This is a genomic window from Streptomyces sp. NPDC053673 (assembly GCF_055585225.1).
Genome location: NZ_JBVJKN010000015.1, coordinates 1 through 20,763, shown reverse-complemented (window position 1 = coordinate 20,763; position 20,763 = coordinate 1). Strand labels below are relative to the sequence as shown.

The 20,763-nt window shown below is 68.1% G+C and carries 24 protein-coding genes, 1 rRNA gene and 2 pseudogenes; 14 read left to right on the top strand and 13 right to left on the bottom strand.

Going from position 1 to position 20,763, the window contains the following annotated elements; genetic code table 11:
• Positions 1 to 34: 34 nt before the first annotated feature.
• The 3 genes from ACZ6ZQ_RS21625 to ACZ6ZQ_RS21615 all read right to left on the bottom strand — a co-directional run bounded on the left by ACZ6ZQ_RS21625 (position 35) and on the right by ACZ6ZQ_RS21615 (position 2,872).
• Positions 35 to 787: a transglycosylase SLT domain-containing protein gene (locus tag ACZ6ZQ_RS21625; RefSeq protein ID WP_469770130.1), complete on the bottom strand. Its 753-nt coding sequence runs from the start codon at positions 785 to 787 to the stop codon at positions 35 to 37.
• A gap of 277 nt (positions 788 to 1,064) precedes the next feature.
• Entirely contained in the window at positions 1,065 to 2,180 is a 1,116-nt protein-coding gene (locus ACZ6ZQ_RS21620; RefSeq protein ID WP_469770129.1) for an S-adenosylmethionine:tRNA ribosyltransferase-isomerase, read from the bottom strand.
• Positions 2,177 to 2,872, bottom strand: coding sequence for an SDR family NAD(P)-dependent oxidoreductase (locus ACZ6ZQ_RS21615; protein ID WP_469770128.1), 696 nt, complete (start codon positions 2,870 to 2,872; stop codon positions 2,177 to 2,179). The genes ACZ6ZQ_RS21620 and ACZ6ZQ_RS21615 overlap by 4 nt, the downstream gene beginning before the upstream one ends.
• Before the next feature lie 170 nt (positions 2,873 to 3,042).
• Here ACZ6ZQ_RS21615 and ACZ6ZQ_RS21610 point away from each other — a divergent pair, with 170 nt between their 5' ends.
• The 3 genes from ACZ6ZQ_RS21610 to ACZ6ZQ_RS21600 all read left to right on the top strand — a co-directional run bounded on the left by ACZ6ZQ_RS21610 (position 3,043) and on the right by ACZ6ZQ_RS21600 (position 5,258).
• Complete coding sequence (locus tag ACZ6ZQ_RS21610; protein WP_469770127.1) at positions 3,043 to 4,188, top strand: GAF domain-containing sensor histidine kinase; 1,146 nt, start codon at positions 3,043 to 3,045, stop codon at positions 4,186 to 4,188.
• A complete protein-coding gene (locus tag ACZ6ZQ_RS21605) occupies positions 4,181 to 4,843 on the top strand; it encodes a response regulator (protein WP_469770126.1) in 663 nt (220 codons plus the stop codon). The genes ACZ6ZQ_RS21610 and ACZ6ZQ_RS21605 overlap by 8 nt, the downstream gene beginning before the upstream one ends.
• Positions 4,844 to 5,015: 172 nt before the next feature.
• The gene (locus tag ACZ6ZQ_RS21600) at positions 5,016 to 5,258 is read left to right on the top strand and encodes a chaplin (RefSeq protein ID WP_469770125.1); all 243 of its coding nucleotides are present in this window, start codon (positions 5,016 to 5,018) and stop codon (positions 5,256 to 5,258) included.
• 228 nt (positions 5,259 to 5,486) lie between these two features.
• Here the strand turns inward: ACZ6ZQ_RS21600 and ACZ6ZQ_RS21595 are convergent, their stop codons facing one another.
• Complete coding sequence (locus ACZ6ZQ_RS21595) at positions 5,487 to 6,284, bottom strand: hypothetical protein (RefSeq protein WP_469770124.1); 798 nt, start codon at positions 6,282 to 6,284, stop codon at positions 5,487 to 5,489.
• Between the two features lie 133 nt (positions 6,285 to 6,417).
• Here ACZ6ZQ_RS21595 and ACZ6ZQ_RS21590 point away from each other — a divergent pair, with 133 nt between their 5' ends.
• The 4 genes from ACZ6ZQ_RS21590 to ACZ6ZQ_RS21575 all read left to right on the top strand — a co-directional run bounded on the left by ACZ6ZQ_RS21590 (position 6,418) and on the right by ACZ6ZQ_RS21575 (position 9,649).
• Positions 6,418 to 7,209, top strand: coding sequence for an ABC transporter ATP-binding protein (locus ACZ6ZQ_RS21590; protein ID WP_469770123.1), 792 nt, complete (start codon positions 6,418 to 6,420; stop codon positions 7,207 to 7,209).
• Positions 7,210 to 7,294: 85 nt separating this feature from the next.
• Positions 7,295 to 7,723, top strand: a complete 429-nt coding sequence (locus ACZ6ZQ_RS21585) for an NfeD family protein (protein WP_469770122.1) — start codon at positions 7,295 to 7,297, stop codon at positions 7,721 to 7,723.
• 116 nt (positions 7,724 to 7,839) lie between these two features.
• Positions 7,840 to 8,793, top strand: a complete 954-nt coding sequence (locus ACZ6ZQ_RS21580; protein WP_469770121.1) for an SPFH domain-containing protein — start codon at positions 7,840 to 7,842, stop codon at positions 8,791 to 8,793.
• A 79-nt stretch (positions 8,794 to 8,872) separates the two neighbouring features.
• On the top strand, positions 8,873 to 9,649 hold the full coding sequence (locus ACZ6ZQ_RS21575) for a sulfite exporter TauE/SafE family protein (protein ID WP_469770120.1): 777 nt from the start codon (positions 8,873 to 8,875) through the stop codon (positions 9,647 to 9,649).
• A 106-nt stretch (positions 9,650 to 9,755) separates the two neighbouring features.
• Here the strand turns inward: ACZ6ZQ_RS21575 and ACZ6ZQ_RS21570 are convergent, their stop codons facing one another.
• From ACZ6ZQ_RS21570 to ACZ6ZQ_RS21560, 3 genes are all read right to left on the bottom strand, one after another.
• Complete coding sequence (locus ACZ6ZQ_RS21570; RefSeq protein ID WP_469770119.1) at positions 9,756 to 10,286, bottom strand: HNH endonuclease; 531 nt, start codon at positions 10,284 to 10,286, stop codon at positions 9,756 to 9,758.
• A gap of 172 nt (positions 10,287 to 10,458) precedes the next feature.
• Positions 10,459 to 10,992, bottom strand: a complete 534-nt coding sequence (locus ACZ6ZQ_RS21565) for a YbhB/YbcL family Raf kinase inhibitor-like protein (RefSeq protein ID WP_469770118.1) — start codon at positions 10,990 to 10,992, stop codon at positions 10,459 to 10,461.
• A gap of 62 nt (positions 10,993 to 11,054) precedes the next feature.
• Positions 11,055 to 11,837 carry a sporulation protein gene (locus ACZ6ZQ_RS21560; RefSeq protein WP_469770117.1) on the bottom strand — a complete coding sequence of 261 codons (783 nt, stop codon included), beginning with the start codon at positions 11,835 to 11,837 and terminating at the stop codon, positions 11,055 to 11,057.
• Positions 11,838 to 11,911: 74 nt separating this feature from the next.
• Here ACZ6ZQ_RS21560 and ACZ6ZQ_RS21555 point away from each other — a divergent pair.
• The 5 genes and pseudogenes from ACZ6ZQ_RS21555 to ACZ6ZQ_RS21535 form a co-directional block, all read left to right on the top strand.
• A pseudogene (locus tag ACZ6ZQ_RS21555) lies at positions 11,912 to 12,169 on the top strand (DNA-3-methyladenine glycosylase); the annotation flags it as partial.
• A gap of 14 nt (positions 12,170 to 12,183) precedes the next feature.
• Positions 12,184 to 12,795 (top strand): DNA-3-methyladenine glycosylase, encoded by a 612-nt coding sequence (locus tag ACZ6ZQ_RS21550; RefSeq protein ID WP_469770116.1) that lies wholly within the window; start codon positions 12,184 to 12,186, stop codon positions 12,793 to 12,795.
• 266 nt (positions 12,796 to 13,061) lie between these two features.
• Positions 13,062 to 13,550, top strand: a complete 489-nt coding sequence (locus ACZ6ZQ_RS21545; RefSeq protein ID WP_469770115.1) for a hypothetical protein — start codon at positions 13,062 to 13,064, stop codon at positions 13,548 to 13,550.
• 263 nt (positions 13,551 to 13,813) lie between these two features.
• Positions 13,814 to 14,188: a hypothetical protein gene (locus ACZ6ZQ_RS21540; protein WP_469770114.1), complete on the top strand. Its 375-nt coding sequence runs from the start codon at positions 13,814 to 13,816 to the stop codon at positions 14,186 to 14,188.
• A 774-nt stretch (positions 14,189 to 14,962) separates the two neighbouring features.
• Positions 14,963 to 15,547: a recombinase family protein gene (locus tag ACZ6ZQ_RS21535; protein ID WP_469770113.1), complete on the top strand. Its 585-nt coding sequence runs from the start codon at positions 14,963 to 14,965 to the stop codon at positions 15,545 to 15,547.
• Positions 15,548 to 15,711: 164 nt separating this feature from the next.
• On the opposite strand, the gene ACZ6ZQ_RS21530 is transcribed toward ACZ6ZQ_RS21535, so the two are convergent.
• From ACZ6ZQ_RS21530 to ACZ6ZQ_RS21505, 6 genes are all read right to left on the bottom strand, one after another.
• Positions 15,712 to 15,954 carry a DUF7848 domain-containing protein gene (locus ACZ6ZQ_RS21530; RefSeq protein WP_469770112.1) on the bottom strand — a complete coding sequence of 81 codons (243 nt, stop codon included), beginning with the start codon at positions 15,952 to 15,954 and terminating at the stop codon, positions 15,712 to 15,714.
• Positions 15,954 to 16,157, bottom strand: a complete 204-nt coding sequence (locus tag ACZ6ZQ_RS21525) for a hypothetical protein (RefSeq protein WP_248782997.1) — start codon at positions 16,155 to 16,157, stop codon at positions 15,954 to 15,956. Before ACZ6ZQ_RS21525 ends, ACZ6ZQ_RS21530 begins: the two co-directional genes overlap by 1 nt.
• 88 nt (positions 16,158 to 16,245) lie before the next feature.
• Positions 16,246 to 17,079, bottom strand: coding sequence for a helix-turn-helix domain-containing protein (locus tag ACZ6ZQ_RS21520; RefSeq protein WP_469770111.1), 834 nt, complete (start codon positions 17,077 to 17,079; stop codon positions 16,246 to 16,248).
• Positions 17,076 to 17,600 carry a DUF6879 family protein gene (locus tag ACZ6ZQ_RS21515; protein ID WP_399320785.1) on the bottom strand — a complete coding sequence of 175 codons (525 nt, stop codon included), beginning with the start codon at positions 17,598 to 17,600 and terminating at the stop codon, positions 17,076 to 17,078. The genes ACZ6ZQ_RS21520 and ACZ6ZQ_RS21515 overlap by 4 nt, the downstream gene beginning before the upstream one ends.
• Positions 17,584 to 17,790: a hypothetical protein gene (locus tag ACZ6ZQ_RS21510; protein ID WP_351184895.1), complete on the bottom strand. Its 207-nt coding sequence runs from the start codon at positions 17,788 to 17,790 to the stop codon at positions 17,584 to 17,586. The genes ACZ6ZQ_RS21515 and ACZ6ZQ_RS21510 overlap by 17 nt, the downstream gene beginning before the upstream one ends.
• A gap of 255 nt (positions 17,791 to 18,045) precedes the next feature.
• Entirely contained in the window at positions 18,046 to 19,494 is a 1,449-nt protein-coding gene (locus tag ACZ6ZQ_RS21505; RefSeq protein WP_469770110.1) for a recombinase family protein, read from the bottom strand.
• A gap of 54 nt (positions 19,495 to 19,548) precedes the next feature.
• On the opposite strand from ACZ6ZQ_RS21505, the pseudogene ACZ6ZQ_RS21500 reads away from it, so the two are divergent.
• Both ACZ6ZQ_RS21500 and ACZ6ZQ_RS21495 read left to right on the top strand, forming a co-directional pair.
• Positions 19,549 to 19,944: pseudogene (locus ACZ6ZQ_RS21500) on the top strand (DNA-3-methyladenine glycosylase); the annotation flags it as partial.
• Positions 19,945 to 20,490: 546 nt separating this feature from the next.
• A 16S ribosomal RNA gene (locus tag ACZ6ZQ_RS21495) occupies positions 20,491 to 20,763 on the top strand; the annotation flags it as partial.

Below are 20,763 nucleotides of genomic sequence, written 5' to 3'. Positions count from 1 at the left end.
CTCCGGGTGCCGCCCTGCGGCGCATGGGGGTCTGTCAGTACGCGCTGTTCACGTTGTCCATCGAGCCGTAACGGTCGGCCGCGTAGTTGCAGGCGGCGACGATGTTGGCGACCGGGTCGTACTGGTCCCAGGAGGTGCCGGGGATGTGGTACGCGTCGAAGGTCGGCTTGATGACCTGCAGCAGGCCCTTCGACGGGATGCCGTTGATCGCGTTGATGTCCCAGTTGTTGATGGCACGCGGGTTACCGGAGGACTCACGCATGATGTTCTTGTGGATGCCGTGGTAGGTGCCCGGGATGTTGTGCTTCTTCATGATGTCCAGGGCCTCGCGGATCCAGCCGTCCAGGTTGTTCGCGTAGACGGGCTTACGGGCGGCGGCGCGGCTGGCGGCCTGCTCCGCGGCGCGCTGCTTGGCAGCGGCCTCGGCCTTGGCCTTCGCGGCGGCCTTGGCCCGGGCGGCGGCCTCTGCCTGGGCCTTCGCCTTGACGGCGGCCTCTGCCTGGGCCTTCGCGGCTGCCTTGGCCTGGGCAGCGGCCTTGGCCTGGGCGGCGGTGAAGGCGTTCTGCTCGGCGATGCTCGCCTGCAGGGCGGTGGCCTTCGCGGTGTCGACGCTCGTGGACCAGGCGACCTGGGAGGCAGGCGCGGACTGCGTCTCGGTGCCGGCGACAGCGTTGCCCGGGACGAGCGAGAACGCGAGGGCGGAGGCGCCAACAGCGGCGACACCGGCGATCGAGAACTTGTGGGTCTTGGACATACGGCGGAAGCCGGGGGTGCGGGACGCGTTCATGCGAGACGTACCTCTTCGAATAGCGGGAGTCGCTTTGGCCGGGAGGCGCAGCGCCTGCTCGGCGGCGACGAACGCAATTCTTAGCGGCCGCAATTTCTTGTGGCAAAGATGTGACGTACGATCTCGGCTAGTAGAGGCGTAAGCCCCAAAATCGGACAAGTCACCCGTACTGCGCTGCTCACATGTCTCTTATGCATCAACTAGTGAGCTTCGTAAGTGACGTGGGTCCTATGCGCGGGCTCACATCAGGGGTGCGGCGGACTCACCATGAGTTGCTTCAGCAACCCGGTGAGTGACCGCACTCGTGCGGGAGGATGAGGTGGACGTCGCCGAACTCGTGCCAGAGGTAGAGACGCCGTAGTGCCTCGGCATAGCCGCCCGCCAGAGCCTCCCGCCCGGCGATCGCCGCCAGCATCAGCAGGTGCGAGGCCTCCGGCTCGTGGAGACCGGTCAGCAGACCGTCCACGGCCCGCACCCCACGCGCGGGAGTGACGACGAGATCGGTCCAGCCGGATGCCGCCCGCACGACCCCGTCCGGACCGGTGGCCGATTCCAGCGCCCGGACCGCGGTCGTTCCGACCGCGATGATCCGGCCCGTCCTTCGCCCGCCACCACCCTTCCCGGCAGGCACTCCATGCCCGTTGCTTCCCGCACGGGCGGCGTTCACCAGCCACGCCGTGGTCGCGGGCACGGCGAAGCGCTCCGGGTACGGCGGTTCGTGCGCCTCCGCCGACGCCACGCCCGTGTGCAGCGTGATCGGAGCGAAATGGATCCCCCGGCGCACGAGCTCCGCGACCAGCCGCTCGGTGAAGGGGCGGCCCGCGCTCGGCATCTCCGCCGAGCCGGCCCCGTCGGCCGCGGGCAGCGCGAACACCGTCCGATACGCGGAGAGCGGCTGGTCCCGTTCGGTGTAGCGGTACCGGATGGGTCTGCCGTACCGCCTCAGCAGCGCCGGTACGTCGACGGACGACGTGGCCCACCAGAGCCGGGCGGCGCCGGGCACCAGAGGCTCATCCGGAACGAGCAGCCCGCCCCCGGGCAGCCGTATCTGCGCCCCCGTCGGGCCCCCGGCTCTCGGCAGGGTGCTGCCCGCCCCGTCCGGCGAGCGCAGCTCCACCGCCCACCGGCCGTCGTCCCCGCGCGTCGAGAAGTGCACGACCAGCCGCTCCGCGCCGAGCCGCCCGTTCACGGCGGCCGCCAGCGTCGTGGACGTGTTCACCACCAGCACATCACCGGCCCGCAGCAGCCCCGGCAGCTCCCGGAACGCGTGGTGCGACACCGCCGTCCCGCGCGACACCATCAGCCGTACGTCGTCCCGCCCAGCCCCGCGCTGCTCCGCCGGCACCCGCGCCGACAGCTCTTCCGGCACCCGCAGCGCCTCCAGCACGCTCATCGGGCCCCCTCCAGCGCGGGCGCCGCATACCGCCCGCTGACCGGTCGCTCGTCCAGCAGTCGCAGGAACCCCGGAACCACCGACTCCGGCTCCGGCCTCGGCTCGTCGTCGTCCGGGACGGCCGCCGCGTACAGATCCGTCTGCATATCGCCCGGGTCGACCGTCCACACCCGTAGCTGTGGTTCCTCCACCGCGAGGACCGCCGCGAGGTGGTCGAGCGCCGCCTTGGACGCCCCGTACCCGCCCCATGTCTCGTACGCCTCCGCCGCCGCGTCCGAGGAGACCGCGATCACCGCCCCGGACGCACCGGCCCGCAGCAGCGCAAGCGCCTCCTGGACCAGCCCCAGCGCCGCCACCACATTGGTCTCCAGCGCCGCCCGCAACCCCTCCAGCGACAGCTCCTCCAGCCGCACCAGCGGCTGCGCGCCCAGCGCGCTCGCATTGCTCACCAGCAGATCCAGCCCGCCCAGCTCCCGGGCAGCCGACACCAGATCCGTACGGTGCCGGGCGTCCGTGACATCACCGGGCACCGCCACCACCCGCGTCCCGTACCGCTTCAGCTCGACCGCGGCCTCCTCCAGCACGGCCGCCGTCCTCGCGTCCAGGACCAGATCCCAGCCGCGCTGCGCGAGCGCGGCGCCCAGCGCACGCCCGAGACCCTTCGAAGCCCCCGTGATGATCGCGACAGGCATGACATCCATCCCCTCTGTTGCCGTTGCCCTCAGAGTGGATCCGGCCCGTCGCCCGCCGCCTCGTCCGCCGGCCCGGACCGTGCAAGGCCCTTCGACCTACGTCCCGAGTCCTGACCGGCCGCCGTCCACAGGTCGATACGCACGGTCACACCCGCCGGTACGGTGATCCCATGAGCCATCGACCGAGCTCCGGCCTCGCCGCCGTGAGCACCGCTCTCCTCGCGATGAGCAGGCATCTCGAGATGCGCGACGTCCTCAAGACGATCGTCGCCTCGGCCCGCGAGCTGCTCGACGCCGAGTACGCGGCGCTGGGCGTGCCCGACGACCACGGCGGCTTCGCCCAGTTCGTCGTCGACGGCGTCAGCGACGAGCAGTGGCGGGCGATCGGCCCGCTGCCGCGCCAGCACGGCATCCTCGCCTCGATGCTCAGGGACGCGAAGCCCGAGCGCCTCGCGGACGTACGGAAGGACCCCCGCTTCGAGGGCTGGCCCTCCGCCCACCCCGACATGTCCGACTTCCTGGGACTGCCCGTCAAGGACGGCGAGGAGACGATCGGCGCGCTGTTCCTCGCCAACAAGAGGTGCCCCAAGGCGGACGGGGGGTGCGGCTTCACCGAGGACGACGAGCAGCTTCTGTCGATACTCGCCCAGCACGCCGCGATCGCCCTCACCAATGCCCGGCTGTACGAGCGCAGCCGCGAGCTGACCATCGCCGAGGAACGCTCCCGGCTCGCCCATGAGCTGCACGACGCCGTCAGCCAGAAGCTGTTCTCGCTCCGGCTGACCGCCCAGGCCGCCGCCGCCCTCGTGGACCGTGACCCGGTCCGCGCCAAGGGTGAGCTGCAGCAGGTCGCCGCCCTCGCCGCCGAAGCCGCCGACGAGCTGCGGGCGGCGGTGGTCGAGCTGCGCCCGGCCGCCCTCGACGAGGACGGCCTGGTCAACACGCTCCGTACGCACGTACATGTCCTCGACCGCGCCCACACGGCGCGGGTCACCTTCGACAGCTGCGGGGTGCGTGCGATGCCCGCCGCCCAGGAAGAGGCTCTCCTGCGGGTCGCCCAGGAAGCCCTGCACAACGCACTGCGGCACTCGGGCGCGGAGCTGGTGGCCGTCACCCTGGCCCGCCGCGGCCACGGCGTGGTCCTCAGCGTCACCGACGACGGCAAGGGCTTCGAGCCCACCACGGTCCGCAGGGCCGGCCGCCATCTCGGGCTCGTCTCGATGCGCGACCGGGCAAGCGGCGTCGGCGGCACACTCACGGTGGAATCGGCGCCCGGAAAGGGCACCACGATTGAGATGGAGGTGCCCGGTGGCTGACGCTGCGCCCAGTTCGAAGGCGAGGATCCGCGTGCTGCTGGTGGACGACCACCAGGTGGTCCGCCGGGGACTGCGCACGTTCCTGGAGGTGCAGGACGACATAGCGGTCGTGGGGGAGGCGGGGGACGGCGCCGAGGGCGTCGCCCGCGCCGAGGAACTCCGCCCCGACGTCATCCTCATGGACGTCAAGATGCCCGGCACCGATGGCATCGAGGCACTGCGCAAGCTCCGCGAACTCGCCAACCCCGCCAAGGTGTTGGTGGTCACCAGCTTCACCGAGCAGCGCACGGTGGTCCCGGCCCTGCGCGCGGGCGCGTCCGGTTACGTGTACAAGGACGTGGACCCGGAAGCCCTCGCCGGCGCGATCCGCTCCGTACACGCGGGCCATGTGCTGCTCCAGCCCGAAGTGGCGGGCGCGCTGCTCGCCCAGGACGACCCCAACACCGGTCAGGGGAGGGGAACCTCCCTGACCGAGCGGGAGCGCGAGGTGCTCGGCCTCATCGCCGACGGCCGCTCCAACCGGGAGATCGCCCGCGCCCTGGTCCTCTCGGAGAAGACGGTGAAGACCCATGTGTCGAACATTCTGATGAAGCTCGACCTGGCGGACCGTACGCAGGCGGCGCTCTGGGCCGTACGGCACGGACTCACCAGCTGATCGGAACGTTTCAGCAGGTCAACGGGACGACCAACCGGACCGTCGTCTTCCGGTGTGAGATTCATACCGTCGTGTGTACGTCGCCCACACGGCGTATCCCGGTCGGCGCGCCGGCGTTCTCCATGGCGTGCTGCGGCGATCCCGCCGCAGCGATGACCAGGAGGATCCTGAAGTGAAGAACCTGAAGAAGGCCGTTGCCGTTTCCATGGTTGCCGGTGGCCTCATCGCCGCGGGCGCCGGTGTCGCGTCCGCCACCTCCGCGCACGCCGACGGCTACGCCGTCAACTCCCCGGGCGTCGGCTCCGGCAACCTGATTCAGGCCCCGGTCCACGTCCCGGTCAACGTCGTGGGCAACACCGCCAACGTCATCGGGGCGCTCAACCCGGCCTTCGGCAACGAGGGCATCAACTTCTGAACCACCCGCTGACGGTTTCCGCAGCACCGCAGTGACCACCGGCCCCCAGGCTCCGCCCGGGGGCCGGTCGCATCATCCCCGCCGACCAGCCGACCAGCCGACCGCGCCGACCAGCCGACCGCGCCGACCCATCCGCCGACCGGCCGACCGCGCCGGGGCGATGCGTCGGGCCCTGTCCGACGGATCCTCCCTGCGGCGCTCCCGACGGACCCGGCACAAGCGCTCCCGTCAGCCCTCCCTGCGGCGCTCCTGGTCCTCCACGTACGCGTTGTACGCGGCCACCTGAGCACGCCGCGCCCCCCGCTCCACCGGTCGCAGCGCCGCCCCCCGCGCCGCCATCTCCGAGGCGCTCACCGCACCGCCGTGCCCGTTCTCGTACGCCAGCGAGATCAGCAGCCCGATCCGCTGCGCAAGCTCCAGCACCCGTACCGCGCGAGGCGGATATCCGGGTGCGAGCACCTCCCGGCCCGAACTCGCCTCCGCCCGCGCCCGGTATGCGTCCAACGCGGCCTCCGCGACCGGACCCGACGCCGCCACATCGAGCTTCGACAGCAGAGCCGTCGCCTCCCGCAGCCCCTCGGCGAGCTCCCGCTCGGCCTCCCCGAGCGAGGGCACATCGGCAGGCGGAGCTTCCCGCACCGGCAGGCAGTGCCAGACGACCTCGACATGCACATCGCCGTCCGGGCCCGCCTCGTAGACCTCCGGCACCAGACCCCACGCGGCGCCGTGGCAGACGACGGCCTCCTCCGCGTCCAGCGCCCGTGCGTTGAACGCCGGCGGACCGCTGAGCCCCAGCGGATGGCCCGGCGCGGGCAGCGCGACCCGGAAACCCCGCACCCCCAGTCCGCGCAGCCGCCCCAGCGCCAGCGTGAGCCCGACCGGCCCCGCCTCACCGGGCAGCCCCTCCACACGGTGCACGGCATCGTCCCCGACGATCGCCAGCACCGCGTCATCCGGTGATACAAATCCGGCCAATAGGGCATTTCCCCATGCGGCCAGCCGTCCTGAGCGTGGTTCCGAAAGCATGGACCCAGCCTAGGTACCGGACCGGGGGACCGGCACGCACGACCGGTGGCGTAGGTTTTCCCTTGGAGCCGCGCTCACAGGCGCACAGGGCCCTCGAGACCTCTCGACGATTGCATGGGGAGACAACGCGCTCATGAGCGATGTACTGGAGCTGGTGGACGTATCCGTGGTCCGCGACGGACGCGCTCTGGTGGACGACGTCTCCTGGTCGGTCAAGGAGGGCGAGCGCTGGGTGATCCTCGGCCCCAACGGCGCCGGCAAGACCACCCTGCTCAACATCGCCTCCAGCTACCTCTTCCCCACCAAGGGCACCGCCCGCGTCCTCGGAGACCAGCTCGGCAAGGTGGACGTCTTCGACCTCCGCCCCCGCATCGGCATGGCCGGCATCGCCATGGCCGAGAAGCTGCCCAAGCGCCAGACCGTCCTGCAGACCGTTCTCACGGCCGCGTACGGCATGACCGCCACCTGGCACGAGGACTACGACGCCGTCGACGAGGAGCGCGCCCGCGCCTTCCTCGACCGCCTCGGCATGTCGGAATACCTGGACCGCAAGTTCGGCACCCTCTCCGAAGGCGAGCGCAAGCGCACGCTCATCGCCCGCGCGATGATGACCGACCCCGAACTGCTGCTCCTCGACGAGCCCGCCGCCGGCCTCGACCTCGGCGGCCGCGAGGACCTGGTGCGCCGCCTCGGCCGCCTCGCCCGTGACCCGTACGCCCCCTCCATGATCATGGTGACCCACCATGTCGAGGAGATCGCACCCGGCTTCACCCACGTCCTCATGATCCGCCAGGGCAAGGTGCTTGCCGCCGGCCCCATGGAGACCGAGCTCACCGCCCGCAACCTCTCCCGCTGCTTCGGCCTGCCACTCGTCGTCGAGCGCAACGGCGAGCGCTGGACGGCCCACGGGCTCCCGCTCTCCTGACCGCGGTCCCCACCGCCGCCTCCTGCGCCCTCCGCGGCTGATCGCGCCCTGTCCGCGGGACCGTTCGCGGTCCTACCATGCCCCTGTGGACATCGACGCGTGGGTGTGGTGGCTGATCGCGGCAGTGGGCCTGGGCATTCCTCTGGTACTCACCGCCATGCCCGAATTCGGCATGCTCTCCGCGGGAGCGGTCGCCGGAGCCGTCACAGCGGGTCTCGGCTTCGGCGTGGTCGCGCAGGTGGTGGTCTTCGCCGCGGTGTCGGTCGCACTCATCGCGGTCGTACGGCCCATCGCCCTGCGCCACAGCTCACAGCGCCCCCAACTGGCCACCGGCGTCGACGCGCTGAGAGGCCGTCAAGCGGTCGTCCTGGAACGGGTCGACAGCGACGGCGGCCGTATCAAGCTGGCGGGAGAGATCTGGTCGGCCCGCGCACTCGACACCTCACGGGCCTTCGAACCCGGCGAGCAGGTCGACGTGGTGGAGATCGACGGTGCGACCGCCGTAGTCATGTGACCGCGCCCGTCAGCCGATCGGGGTTGGTCATGTGACCGAACCGCTCACACGACCGGCCGTGGTCTGGGAAACTCGATCATCAGATTCATCCGGCAGCGAAGGGCACGGGAAGCACGATGCCGTCGATCATTATCGTTCTGGTCATCCTGGTGGTGCTGGTATTCATCGCCCTGATCAAGACGATCCAGGTCATCCCGCAGGCCAGTGCCGCCATCGTCGAGCGCTTCGGCCGCTACACCCGCACCCTCAACGCGGGGCTGAACATCGTGGTCCCGTTCATCGACTCGATCCGCAACCGGATCGACCTGCGTGAACAGGTCGTGCCGTTCCCGCCCCAGCCGGTGATCACCCAGGACAACCTCGTCGTCAACATCGACACCGTCATCTACTACCAGGTGACCGACGCCCGCGCCGCCACCTACGAAGTCGCCAGCTACATCCAGGCGATCGAGCAGCTCACCGTCACCACCCTCCGCAACATCATCGGAGGCATGGACCTGGAGCGCACCCTCACCTCCCGCGAGGAGATCAACGCGGCCCTGCGCGGTGTCCTCGACGAGGCCACCGGAAAGTGGGGCATCCGCGTCAACCGCGTCGAGCTCAAGGCGATCGAGCCGCCCACCTCCATCCAGGACTCGATGGAGAAGCAGATGCGCGCCGACCGTGACAAGCGCGCGGCGATCCTCACCGCCGAAGGCATCCGCCAGTCGCAGATCCTGACCGCCGAGGGCGAGAAGCAGTCCGCGATCCTGCGCGCGGAAGGCGAGGCCAGGGCCGCCGCCCTGCGCGCCGAGGGCGAGGCCCAGGCCATCCGTACGGTCTTCGAGTCCATCCACGCCGGCGACCCCGACCAGAAGCTGCTCTCGTACCAGTACCTCCAGATGCTCCCGAAGATCGCCGAGGGCGACGCCAACAAGCTCTGGATCGTGCCCAGCGAGATCGGCGACGCGCTCAAGGGCCTCTCCGGAGCCATCGGCAGCTTCGGCGGCCCGCTGTCCGGCAACAGCGGCGGCAACATCCCGCAGCAGGGCGGCGGTACGGAGCGACGCGAGCAGCCCCCCATCGACTGACACATACACACAGTCGTGCATGATCGGTGCGGCCCCTCGACCTTCATGGCGGGGAGGCGACACTCGATCATGTGAGGAGATGGCCTTGTCCATCTGGGAAGCACTCGCAGTCTTCGCTGCCGGCACGGCCGCCGGCACCATCAACACCATCGTCGGATCGGGAACGCTCATCACCTTCCCCGTCCTGCTGGCCACCGGCATGCCCCCGGTCACCGCGACGGTCTCCAACGGCCTCGGCCTGATACCGGGATCGATCAGCGGAGCCATCGGCTACCGCGCCGAACTCACCGGCCAGCGCAGCCGCATCCTGCGCCTCGGCCTCGCGGCGCTCATCGGCGGTCTCGGCGGCGCGATGCTGCTGCTCCTGCTGCCCTCGACAGCCTTCGAGACCGTCGTCCCCGTCCTGGTCGCGCTCGCCCTCGTGCTCGTGATCCTGCAGCCCCGGATCACCCGAGCCATCCAGCGCCGACGGGAGCGCAACGGCTCCGAAGCCCCCCACCCCGACGGCGGACCGCTCCTCTTCGCCGCCATCATGCTCGCCAGCGTCTACGGCGGCTACTTCACAGCCGCGCAGGGGATCATCTACCTCTCCCTCATGGGCATGCTGATCCAGGACAGCCTGCAGCGCCTCAACGCCGCCAAGAACGTCCTCGCCGCGATCGTCAACGGCGTCGCCGCGCTCTTCTTCCTCTTCGTCGCCGACTTCGACTGGACCGCTGTCCTGCTGATCGCGGTCGGCTCCGCCATCGGCGGCCAGATCGGCGCCAGGGTCGGCCGCAAGCTCTCACCCGTGGTGCTGCGGACCGTTGTCGTCGCCGTCGGCACCGTCGCCATCGTCCAGCTCGTCCTGCGCTGACACACACGGAAGCCCGCCTCCGACAGGAGACGGGCTTCCGCATGCCCTAGATGCCTGCATGTCCATGTGCATACGCGCCGCGTAGGCCTCCGCTCCTACGCCGCTCCTACGCCGCGGACCGGGCGACGGGCTGTGGCGTGTGCTTCGCCAGCCACTCCGGCAGTGCAGACCGCTCACCCACCCGCAGCGCCAGCAGCATCGCGTCCGCCGGAGTCGGCACGAACGGCTCGTGCAGCAGCGGCATACCCGCCTGCTCCGGCGTACGGTCCGCCTTGCGGTGATTGTCCTCGGCGCAGGACGCCACCGTGTTCAGCCAGCTGTCCGCACCACCCTGCGACCGCGGAACCACATGGTCCACGGTCGTCGCACGCCTCCCGCAGTAGGCGCACCGGTGCTGGTCACGCACCAGCACACCCCGTCTCGACCACGGCGCCTGTCTTCGAAACGGCACCCGTACGTATCTGCAGAGCCTGATCACCCGGGGCACCGGAAGCTCGACAGCGGCCGCGCGCACGCGGAGACCGGGGTGGGCCTGCTCGACGACGGCCTTGTCCTGCAGCACCAGCACCACCGCACGGTTGAGCGTCACCGTCGACAGCGGCTCGAAGCTCGCATTCAGTACCAGCGTGTCCCGCATTGTGCCCACCTCCCGTGTACCGGCCCAGCCCTTGTGGCGGGCTCTGGGCTCGGATCAACTCTGGCCGGGCACGCCGCGATGGACAACGCAATATCCGCGCACAACGAAAGATGCCCGCTCCTGATCTCTCCAAGACCAGGAGCGGGCAAACAACAAACGAACCCTGGGAAAGCTACCCGCGGTTCTCGTACTCGCCGATCAGCTGGGCACGCGCGAGCGCATGGAACCGCAGATTGAAGCCCACGACTGCAGGCGACACATCGTCGCCGGGACCCAGCTTCTCGCTGTCCACCGCGTACACGGTGAACACATAGCGGTGCGGTCCGTCACCGGGCGGCGGCGCGGCACCGCCGAAGTCCTTCGACCCGTAGTCGTTGCGGACATGCACGGCGCCATCCGGCAGCCCCTCGAACTTGCCGCTGCCCGCACCCACCGGCAGTTCGGTCACCGAGGCCGGGATGTCGAACAGCACCCAGTGCCAGAAACCGCTGCCCGTCGGCGCGTCCGGGTCGAAGCACGTCACCGCGAAGCTCTTCGTCTCCGCCGGGAAGCCCTCCCACCGCAACGACGGCGAGGTGTTGCCCGCCGAGTAGACCTGGGCGTCCTTCAGGAAAGCTCCGGGCTCGATGTCGTCGCTCACCACCGTGAACGACGGCACCGGTGGATGGAAGTCATGAGGCAGCGGAGCCCTCTTCGCCTCGGTCACGTCTGAACCTCCGAATTCGGCAGTCCTGCGCTTGCGCGCCTACGGGCACCGAGCCTAGAGCCCTAGAGCCAGTTACGACGGCCGCCGACATCCGCGAGCCACTGGTTGAGGTACGCGGCGTAGTCCGTCCCCTGGAAGTTGTGCAGATCCACCTTGAACGCGCGGTACGAGTCGCTGCCCTCGCTGAACAGACCCGGCTTCTTGTCCATCTCCAGCACGACGTCCATCTCCCGGTCGTCGGCGACGAACGACAGTTCCACCTGGTTCAGCCCGCGGTACTGCTGCGGCGGGAAGAACTCGATCTCCTGGTAGAACGGCAGCCGCTGCCGCGTCCCGCGGATGTGACCGCGCTCCATGTCCGCGCTCTTGAAGCGGAAGCCCAGCTGGATGAACGCGTCCAGGATCGCCTGCTGAGCCGGCAGGGGGTGCACATTGATCGGGTCCAGGTCACCCGAGTCCACGGCGCGCGCGATCTCCAGCTCGGTCGTCACCCCGATGTTCATGCCCCGCAGCTGCTGCCCGGCGATCGCCGTGACCGGCGTCTCCCACGGGATCTCCAGCCCGAACGGCACCACGTGCACCGCCCCGGCCTGCACCTCGAAGGCACCCCCGAGCCGCTGCTTGGTGAACTCGATGTCCTGCTTGACCTCCTGGTCGCCGCCCTCCACCTCGACACGTGCCTGCAGACCGACGGACAGCCCCTCGATCTGCTGATTCACCGAGCCACCCTGGATGCGCACCTCGCCCTGGACGACCCCGCCCGGAACGACGTTCGCCTCGGTCAGCTCGGTCTCGACGGAGGCGCCGCCGGCGCCCAAGCTCGCGAGCAGTCGCTTGAAGCCCATGTTCACTCCTTATCGGTTCTGACCCCTACATACGCGCGACGACGGTAGTCGGTTCCCCGCTACCCTCGGACGCCATGATGGAGAGCCCCGACCGTACGCCGCTGCCCCGGGACTTCTTCGACCGCCCGGTCCTCGACGTCGCCCCCGACCTTCTCGGTCGCACGCTGGTACGTCTGGCGGACGACGGCCCCATCGAACTCCGGCTGACCGAAGTAGAGGCCTATGCGGGGGAGGCCGACCCGGGCTCGCACGCCTTCCGTGGCCGCACCGCCCGCAACGGAGTGATGTTCGGCCCGCCCGGTCATGCGTACGTCTACTTCACGTACGGCATGTCAAGGCGGTCAGCATGAACGTCGACGCCCTCGCCCATCCTGCCGAAGAGGTCGCCCCCAGGCTGCTCGGGAGCGTCCTCACCTGCAAGACCCCCGAGGGGACCGTGAGCATCGCCATCACGGAGACCGAGGCGTACTCCGGTACGGCTGACCCAGCTTCCCACGCCTACCGAGGCCAGACACCCCGTAACGCCGTCATGTTCGGACCCGCAGGACACCTGTACGTCTACCGGTCCCACGGTCTCCACTGGTGCGCCAACGTCGTCACCGGGACGGACGGCATCGCCTCGGCCGTCCTCATCCGGGCAGGCAGGGTCATCGAGGGGGAAGACCTGGCACGCAAGCGGCGCGGGGAGAAGGTCGAGAGTCCACGCCTTGCCCGAGGTCCCGGGAACTTCTGTCAGGCACTCGGCATCACGGCGGAGCACAACGGTGCAGACCTCCTGACAGGTACCTCGGTCGTGTTGTCCGAGGGTGAGCCTGTACCCACCGCGCTCATCCGGGTTGGTCCTCGGGTAGGCGTGAGCAAGGCCCACGACTGGCAACACCGGTTCTACCTCGCCGGTGATCCAACGGTCTCGGCGTACCGGCTGAGCCCCAGAGCCAAACCGTCCGCCGGAGCCTGAGCCGCTGTACGCCTCGCTCGCGGCCCGCCGGTGAGTCGGCGCGGAGTTGACCAGGAGTTGCGTGATCGTTCGCGAGCGCGGCGCGTGACGCGTTCCTGACCGGTCGAGTGACTGTCGACGTGCGCCGACTCGGACCGGACGGGTGGGTGTCACTGAGCACCCCAGTTGGCATTTGAGCAGCCGAGTTGGGATCTTGTCCCTGCCTGGTGCATGCGAACCAAAGCAACAGACACAGATCTGGGCCGGTCAGACGTAGGGGTGGGTGGATGAGCGCAGATGCGGAGCGGGAGCGCTGGGAGCTGCGATCCGGAGAAGGCGTGGGGCCGCTGCAGTTCGGGATGTCTCCAGCCGAGGTCGCCGACGCACTGCTGGTCTCTGGGCCTCTGGCACGGGTCGGTGGTCCGTACGGGCAGGAAGACTTCCCGGACGGGGTGAAGGCGTTCTACGACGCGGGCAAGCTCGCATGCGTCGCGCTGGATGCAGTCACCGGTCCGCAGGTCTTCCTGGCCGGCTTCCCGTTGGCAGGGAGCGATCCAGTGCAGGGCCATCAGTTTCTGCTGGACCACGCTGCGGAGCATGGGAACTGGATTCTTTACACCCCTGACGAGTCGCTTTCCCTGACCGATCTCGGACTTCTTCTGCGTTCGCAGCGGGTCGGGAATGCGCGCCTTACACGTCCACTTTTCGTCAAGGAGGAGTGGCTGGAGTCGCAGTACTTCCGAGACCACCTTCCGCTTGAGGATGTCTCAGGCTGAGCGCTTCGAGCAGCACCACACGGGAGGGCTCCCTGAACGGGGTCCTCCCTCCTGCGTGTAAGATCCCTCGGCCAGGTCGCCGCCGTCGCCCCCGACCGCAGGAGACCGAGTCCAAGCCCGAAGGCTTGGGCGTCCACCTGTGAAGAGAGACCGCGCCATCCGTGCACGGTCCACCCCCGCAACGAAATGGAGGCACATGTCCCGCCATCCGGCGGGGGTCACTGGCGCACCCGTGTGCGCCTCACAGGAAGGGACTGCCAGCAGTGGGACGTATCCCGTTTCAGTTCGAAGGCGACTTCGCCGCTGTGTCTCAGGAGCAGTACAAGCGGCGGGCGCGCGACCCGCGCTTCGACTACGCCCACCGCGTCGAGTACGCAGCCATGGGATGGGCGAACCAGATCGGGCATGCTGAGTTCCCGCCGGATGAGCTGAACAAGATTCTCGCCGCCAAGGACGGCAAGGTGCTGAGCAACAACGCCTTGAACAACCACGTGCGCAAGGCCAAGGGGTGGGGCTTCATCGAGGCGGAGTCCAACCGCCGGTGCCTCGTACTCCCGATGATCCACTTCCAGAAGGGCATCGGGGACGCAACCTGCGATGAGCACGGCATACGCAAGGCCAAGAGGTTCCAGCCGTAGCTCACATGCGGGACGTGTCGATCAGGCATCACCGCGACACGCGAGGCGTGCCGATCAGGTAGCCAACGACATGCGACACCTGTAAGCGCAGGGCTGTGACCTGAGGTGATGTGCCGCCCTTCTTAATCTTCTTGGTAAGCGATCGGCAACGCTTGCAAGCAGTAGCGGACGGGCGGCCGGTAGGCCGGCACAGGCGGAAGCGGTCAGCAGCAGGGCGGCCCCTTGGGGGCCGACATTGCCAAGCCTCACCGGCGAAGAGAGAAGCGGCAGGGGGCGGCCTACCGGCCGCCACAGTCGCAAGCGGGCAACGACAGTGCGGCCCCGGAAGGGGCCGACAGGAGCAAGCCGGCAAGACCAAGGGGGGCGCTGCCGCGCCCCACAATCACGGCCGTAAGGGCCCGTTCCTTGCAGCCTTCCGCCGCTGCCAGTAAGGAGAGGGCAAGGCTGTGACCAGGTCATACGCTCCCGCCGTGGCAGTCTGCGGACAGGGTGGACGGACCCTGAAACCGTGGCGGAATCTTGGCTGCTAAGACATGGCGGTTGAGCAAGCACCCTTCAGGGGGTCACACCCCACCCCCTTGCCGTTGCCTCACTCCTGCGCCGCTGGCCGTCGAGCATGGCGCAGCGTGACCGAGTAGGGCCGTCTCGAAAACCAAGGTTTGTGAGACGACAGGCAGAGCGCCCCTCACGGGGGCGCAGCCCTGTTCAAAACCCGTCTCGAAACTTCCGTCTCGGACTTGATCTTTTGAGATGAGTTCTGTGACAGTCCGTGCCATGGCGACGAACACGATCACTGGCCAGCTCATCGGCTACGCCCGCGTCTCCACCGACGACCAGGAGGCGCAGTTGCAGCGCGACGCACTGACGGCCGCAGGGTGCGCCCGCATCTTCGAGGACAAGGCCAGCGGGAAGAACACCGACCGGCCGGAACTGACGGCCGTACTGGACTACGCCCGACCGGGCGACGTCCTGTGTGTGTGGAAGCTTGACCGGCTCGGCCGGTCGCTCATCGACCTCGTGTCCATCGTCGACGGCCTGCGCGAGCGCGGCATAGGTTTCCGCGTGCTCGATGGTGCGCTCTCCTCTGTCGACACCACGTCGGCCGACGGCCGCCTGTTCTTCCAGATCATCGCGGCCATGGCGGAGTTCGAACGGTCGCTCATCAAGGACCGCACGCGGGCCGGTCTGGAAGCGGCCAAGGCACAGGGCCGGACCGGCGGACGTCCGTCCGTGGTGGACGAGGATGTACTGACCGTGGCCCGTGCCAGGAAGGCGAAGGGCGAGAGCGTCAGCGCCATCGCCAAGGCCCTCGGAGTCTCCCGAGCCACGCTGTACCGGCACCTGGGAGAGAGCGCCTGAGACAGGCGCACAGCAGTTCAGACAGGCCCTCGGCTCTACGCTGGGGGCCGTTGTCGTACGTAGGGGGTACAACACTGTCTGACGGCCGCAACGATGCTGACCCCTGCCGACCACGGGGGAAGTCGGCAGGTGCCAGTCTCTGGTTTTGTCTTGCTCGCCGTCCCTCAGTGCGCCGGGGGTCTGTCCGGCTCGGCCCGCACCACCATGGCGAACGACGTACACATCCGCCGGAAGCCGCGATGGTTACTCAGACCCGTGTGACTCATGCACTCGACGTCGACCGCCGCACTGTCCGTCGACGGCTCCGCCTTCCACTTGCAGTGCAGGCACTCAGCCTCATAGGTGACGTCCGTGTCCGGATGCTGCGCGATTCGGTGCGTCACGAACCGCAGGACCGCGCGCGACATCACTCGGCCCCGTGGTCTTCCCGGAGGTGCGTGCGGAGCACGACGTTCGCGTCCGTCGCCTTCGAGTAGTCGCCGACCGATCGGGCGTTGGCTCGGGTCACGGCGACGCCGAGGCACTGCCGACATCCCGCGACGGGGTTCGGGTCTCCCTCCGGAAGGGTCAGGTTCACCGGCCCTGCCATCGTCGTCCTGGGTGTGCTCATCCGTGCGACCTCCCGACTGTTCGCCTGCCGAAGGATGATCCTCCGGGGTGCGCACGGGATGGCGCTTCAGTCGCGTAGTCGACTGAAGTCATGCACGGCAAGCGGCGGACCACTCGGCGAGCCGTGCCCGAAGGTCTTCGCCGAAGAGGGCGTGTTCCTCGTACCCGGCGAACTCCTTCACGTACGCCTGAACATCTCGGCCGTCGCGGAGTACGAGACTTCCCGCCGTCGTCTCGATGGTGACCAACGCGGCGTCGTAGACGGTGAAGGTACTCAGAGGGGTTCGGGGCGTGGGTGCCCCTACGGGGATCACCCCGATGTGAACGTTTGGGAGGTAGGACAGGGACGCCAGCCGGTCCATCTGCTCCGCCAGCGCCAGTGGGGAGACGACCGGCCAGCGAACCGCCTGCTCGGTCAGAACGAACGTGAACCGCTTCGAGGCGTCGTAGAGGACGGCTTGCCGTCCCAGCTTCCCCGCTACCGCCTTGCTCGTGTCGGCCGTCGAGTGGGCCAGGCTCGCCCGTACGTACTCCGGGGTTGCGAGCAGTCCGGTAACCATCGAGAGCAGGAAGTAGCGCATGTGCGTAGAGGACGCTTCGAGCGACTTCAGCTCGGCCTGTCTCGTACCGAGCCCCTTGCGCCGAAGTTCTCGGAGGTTCCGCCACTCAGTGTTCGCCATCCTGGCGAGGGCGGAGACCTCGGCAACCAGTTCCGGCGGAGCGTCCAGCGCTCGCAAGATCTGCTCGACATCGACCAGGGACGGCCGTGTCCGGCCGTTCTCGATACGAGACACCTTCGACTGGGACATGTTGCAGCGCGCTGCGAGCCGGTCCCCAGAGAGGCCGGCTCGCTTGCGCAAGTCCCGAAGCAGAGAGGCGAGTTCGGTACCAGACTCGCCAAGCTGCTCAGCTTCGAACGTCACTCCTTCACGCGCTCCGCGTACTCAAGGAAGGGAACCGACTCGGCAACAGCGATGCGCTGCCACTCGATAAACGGCGCAGGGTCACCCTCGTGCAGTTCCCGGCTGATCTGCGTGCCGTCGCCCTCGTAGTGCATCAGGACGACCGTCGAGCGGTCGAACATCCAGAAGTCCCCGACATCCGGCAACGGGTTCTCGCGCTCGGTCACGTCAAGGATGCGGATGTCCTCCCCGGCGAGCACGTGCGGTGCGTAGTACCGAGAGAACTCGAAGCGCAGGTACTCGGAGAGCGGTCGAGTCAGGACGTGCACTCGACCCTTGCTCCTCCCCTCACCGCGCAACCGCCTCAGGTCCTCCGTGTACGCCGACGAGTAGGTGTCCGGGTCGACGCGCTTGCCTGCGCGGAAGGCTTCGAGTTCTTCCGCCTCCTGCGGTACGAGGTACTCGGGCAGGGTCTCCAGCCGCCACGCCTCCGACTGGAAGCCTCGGAGCATCGCCCGCCACTCGTCACCATCCAAGAGCACGAACGGCCTCCCGAAGAACGCTCTCGGGGATCTCCACGAGCCCTTCCCCCTGCGGGGGAGTGAAGGCGTCGGACACGTCGCCCTGAACCACGATGGAGCCGGAGGTGGTGCGGTAGACGTTCGGGCAGTCGTCCTCTCCACACGTGCCGTTGCCGTTGCCGGTGAGCCGAGTCAGTTCTTCGCGTGCCATGCGGAACCCCCTTGACTTGTCGGCCCGGTCGGGCCGCCTGAGAGGACCGTACGGGCGCCGCTTGCGGCCGTCCATGCACGGACGTGACTCATGCACGTTGTTGCATGAACTGGGGGCGAGAGGGGCGCACAGAGGCTCTGGGGGATGTCCGGTTCTTCCTCGCCGGGTATGACGATGGGCTCCGTCCTACTCGCGTCAGACAGGGCCCGTGCTCACTAAGCGCCGGCACCCGGCTCGGCCCTCCTCGATCGGATCTCAGGGGTTCCGGAACGTGATCCGGCAGTGCTCGGCCTTGAAGCTTCGGACCCCTCGACCGCGCGGCATCAGCTCGACTCGCTCGCAGACCTGCGTGACGACGGTCCGCACGTAGTCGATGCGGTCGGGGTCCTCGTAGTCCAGTTCCTCCCACAGGTACTCGATGTCGCCCAGATCGACGCGCACCCGCTTCGCTGCCAGGTCTGCCAGCTCGGCCCGGATCTTGGTCAGGTCGGCGTCACATCTGCCGATGCCCGTCCGCAGGGTCGACCCGTCGATGTCTCCTACAGCGAACATCTCCGCCAGGGCGGTGCGCCTCTCGGTCGCGGCAGTCTCCTCGGCCAGCAGTTCGGCCTCTCGCTCCTCGTCTCCGTTGTCCGTGGCCGGTGCCGCGTTCCACTCCTCGGCCTTGTCGATGACCTTCCGGACCACGAAGGAATCAAGAGCATCTGCCGGGCAGGTGATGCACCGGCCACCTGAACAGGTGTAGATGCGGTACCGCTCGCCTGCCGCGTTCTTCTTGCTCCACCCCTGAGTGGCGAGGGCCTGACACTTCGAACAGCGGACGACGCCGGACAACAAGGCCTTGCGCTTGCCGCCGCCGCCCGTGTTGCGCTCGGGATCGCTCAGGTAGCGGACCAGTGCCCGGAACATGCCCTCGGAGACGATCGTCTCCCAGTTGCCCGCACCGGTCTCCTCAGTCAGCCGCACCCGCTTCCCGTCCGGTTTCTCGACCCACTGCGAGTACGTCTGGATTCCCGCGTTCCTCGGCTTCAAGAGGACACCCCGAAGGTTCGAGCTGCGCCACTCCTTGCCGTGCGGCGAGAGCAGTCCACGGGCGTTCCAGTCCTTTGCGATGGACCAGAGGGAGACACCGGTCAGGACATCCCGGTACGCCTGCCGTAGGGCTTCTGCCTCTGCCTCACGGTGCCTGCCATCGCGCTCGAAGCCGAACGGGCGAGTACTCCAGAAGGGCCTGCCCGACTCTCTACGGCGCTGGTGTCCGAGTACCTGCCGCTCTACTCGCATCTCGGTCTCGTTGCGAGCCACCACAGCGCCGATGCGAGCAGCAAGACGGCCGGACGGGGTGGACAGGTCGAGCACTCCCTGAGCCTGTGCGGCGGCCAGCGTGACGCCGGTCGACTCGGCCAGGTCCACCAGGTCCTCAAGATCCCAGGGAGTGCGGTACATGCGGTCGAAGTGGCGAGACACGATGGCGTCTGCCTTGCCGTCCTCCACCAGAGCCTTGACGCGCTCCCACTCGTCGCTTCGCTTGGCTCCCCGCTTGGTCGAGGCTGACGTGTCCTTCTCGACGATCACGGCTACGACGGACCAGCCGTTCCGGTCGCACAGCGCCTGACTCAGCTCGACCTGTTGTGTCAGGTTCCCGCCCTTGGACTCTTCGCCCCTCGGGGTGGGGCTGAGCCTGGCGTAGATGATCGCTCGCACTGCATATCTCCTGCTTGTCGTTGCCTTGGTAACGACATACATGCTTGGTGAGTCACCTACGGCATGTGGCACTGCCTCAATCTGGTGTGCGGCCCCGAGGGCATGGCCAGCGGTGTCCTGCTGCGCGCGGGTGAGATCCGCGTGGGCAAGGAGCTCGCCTTCAAACGTCGGATTTCAGCCCGGAACGACAAGGAACTGGCCAAAGGCCCGGCCCGCCTCGCCACGGCCCTCGACATCGACCGCACCCTCGACGGCGCCGACGTCCGCGCCGGCCCCGACGCCCCGCTGCGCATCCTCGCGGGTACGCCTCCCACCCCTGACCAGGTACGAAATGGACCCCGTACGGGAGTGGGCGGAGACGGAGCCGACCACCCCTGGCGCTACTGGATCACGGACGATCCCACGGTGAGTCCATATCGGGCTCACTCGCCACGCCGCAGGTCAACTTGACTCTGCCTAGTCAGACGCCTAACGTAGCCCGAGCCGCTTGAACAGGGACTGCTGTTCTACAGCCCCCGAAGCGGCCATCCACTACCTACGACAACCCCAACCGGGTGCGGTTTCGGCATGCCGAAATTCAGTACCCGATCGGCTCGATTATGAGTCGCCCGGGAAATGGTCTAACGTAGTGAACACGCCGAAAGGCAAAAGGCCCTCCAACGGCCACCGGAAACGAAATCCGAACCGGAAACGGAACGGAAAAGAATCTGGTAAGGTTGGAAACACCGAAGGGAAGCGCCCGGAGGAAAGCCCGAGAGGGTGAGTACGAAGGAAGCGTCCGTTCCTTGAGAACTCAACAGCGTGCCAAAAATCAACGCCAGATATGTTGATACCCCGTCTCCATCACGGAGATGAGGTTCCTTTGAAAGTCCATCCCGCTTGCGGGGTGGCAATACACAGCGAGGACGCTGTGTGCGACCGGGACTATTCCTCCTGGTCGCACCGCTCTCGTGGTGTCTGACCCGCAGCTTTTCATTAAGCACAGTCGGGAAAACATTCACGGAGAGTTTGATCCTGGCTCAGGACGAACGCTGGCGGCGTGCTTAACACATGCAAGTCGAACGATGAAGCCCTTCGGGGTGGATTAGTGGCGAACGGGTGAGTAACACGTGGGCAATCTGCCCTTCACTCTGGGACAAGCCCTGGAAACGGGGTCTAATACCGGATATGACTACTGACCGCATGGTCGGTGGTGGAAAGCTCCGGCGGTGAAGGATGAGCCCGCGGCCTATCAGCTTGTTGGTGGGGTGATGGCCTACCAAGGCGACG

Coding starts and splice junctions, on each gene's coding strand:
- ACZ6ZQ_RS21625 (WP_469770130.1), bottom strand. CDS start 787: ATGAACGCGTCCCGCACCCCCGGCTTCCGCCGTATGTCCAAGACCCAC.
- ACZ6ZQ_RS21620 (WP_469770129.1), bottom strand. CDS start 2,180: ATGAGCGTGCTGGAGGCGCTGCGGGTGCCGGAAGAGCTGTCGGCGCGG.
- ACZ6ZQ_RS21615 (WP_469770128.1), bottom strand. CDS start 2,872: ATGCCTGTCGCGATCATCACGGGGGCTTCGAAGGGTCTCGGGCGTGCG.
- ACZ6ZQ_RS21610 (WP_469770127.1), top strand. CDS start 3,043: ATGAGCCATCGACCGAGCTCCGGCCTCGCCGCCGTGAGCACCGCTCTC.
- ACZ6ZQ_RS21595 (WP_469770124.1), bottom strand. CDS start 6,284: ATGCTTTCGGAACCACGCTCAGGACGGCTGGCCGCATGGGGAAATGCC.
- ACZ6ZQ_RS21590 (WP_469770123.1), top strand. CDS start 6,418: ATGAGCGATGTACTGGAGCTGGTGGACGTATCCGTGGTCCGCGACGGA.
- ACZ6ZQ_RS21580 (WP_469770121.1), top strand. CDS start 7,840: ATGCCGTCGATCATTATCGTTCTGGTCATCCTGGTGGTGCTGGTATTC.
- ACZ6ZQ_RS21575 (WP_469770120.1), top strand. CDS start 8,873: ATGGCCTTGTCCATCTGGGAAGCACTCGCAGTCTTCGCTGCCGGCACG.
- ACZ6ZQ_RS21570 (WP_469770119.1), bottom strand. CDS start 10,286: ATGCGGGACACGCTGGTACTGAATGCGAGCTTCGAGCCGCTGTCGACG.
- ACZ6ZQ_RS21560 (WP_469770117.1), bottom strand. CDS start 11,837: ATGGGCTTCAAGCGACTGCTCGCGAGCTTGGGCGCCGGCGGCGCCTCC.
- ACZ6ZQ_RS21550 (WP_469770116.1), top strand. CDS start 12,184: ATGAACGTCGACGCCCTCGCCCATCCTGCCGAAGAGGTCGCCCCCAGG.
- ACZ6ZQ_RS21545 (WP_469770115.1), top strand. CDS start 13,062: ATGAGCGCAGATGCGGAGCGGGAGCGCTGGGAGCTGCGATCCGGAGAA.
- ACZ6ZQ_RS21535 (WP_469770113.1), top strand. CDS start 14,963: ATGGCGACGAACACGATCACTGGCCAGCTCATCGGCTACGCCCGCGTC.
- ACZ6ZQ_RS21530 (WP_469770112.1), bottom strand. CDS start 15,954: ATGTCGCGCGCGGTCCTGCGGTTCGTGACGCACCGAATCGCGCAGCAT.
- ACZ6ZQ_RS21525 (WP_248782997.1), bottom strand. CDS start 16,157: ATGAGCACACCCAGGACGACGATGGCAGGGCCGGTGAACCTGACCCTT.
- ACZ6ZQ_RS21510 (WP_351184895.1), bottom strand. CDS start 17,790: ATGGCACGCGAAGAACTGACTCGGCTCACCGGCAACGGCAACGGCACG.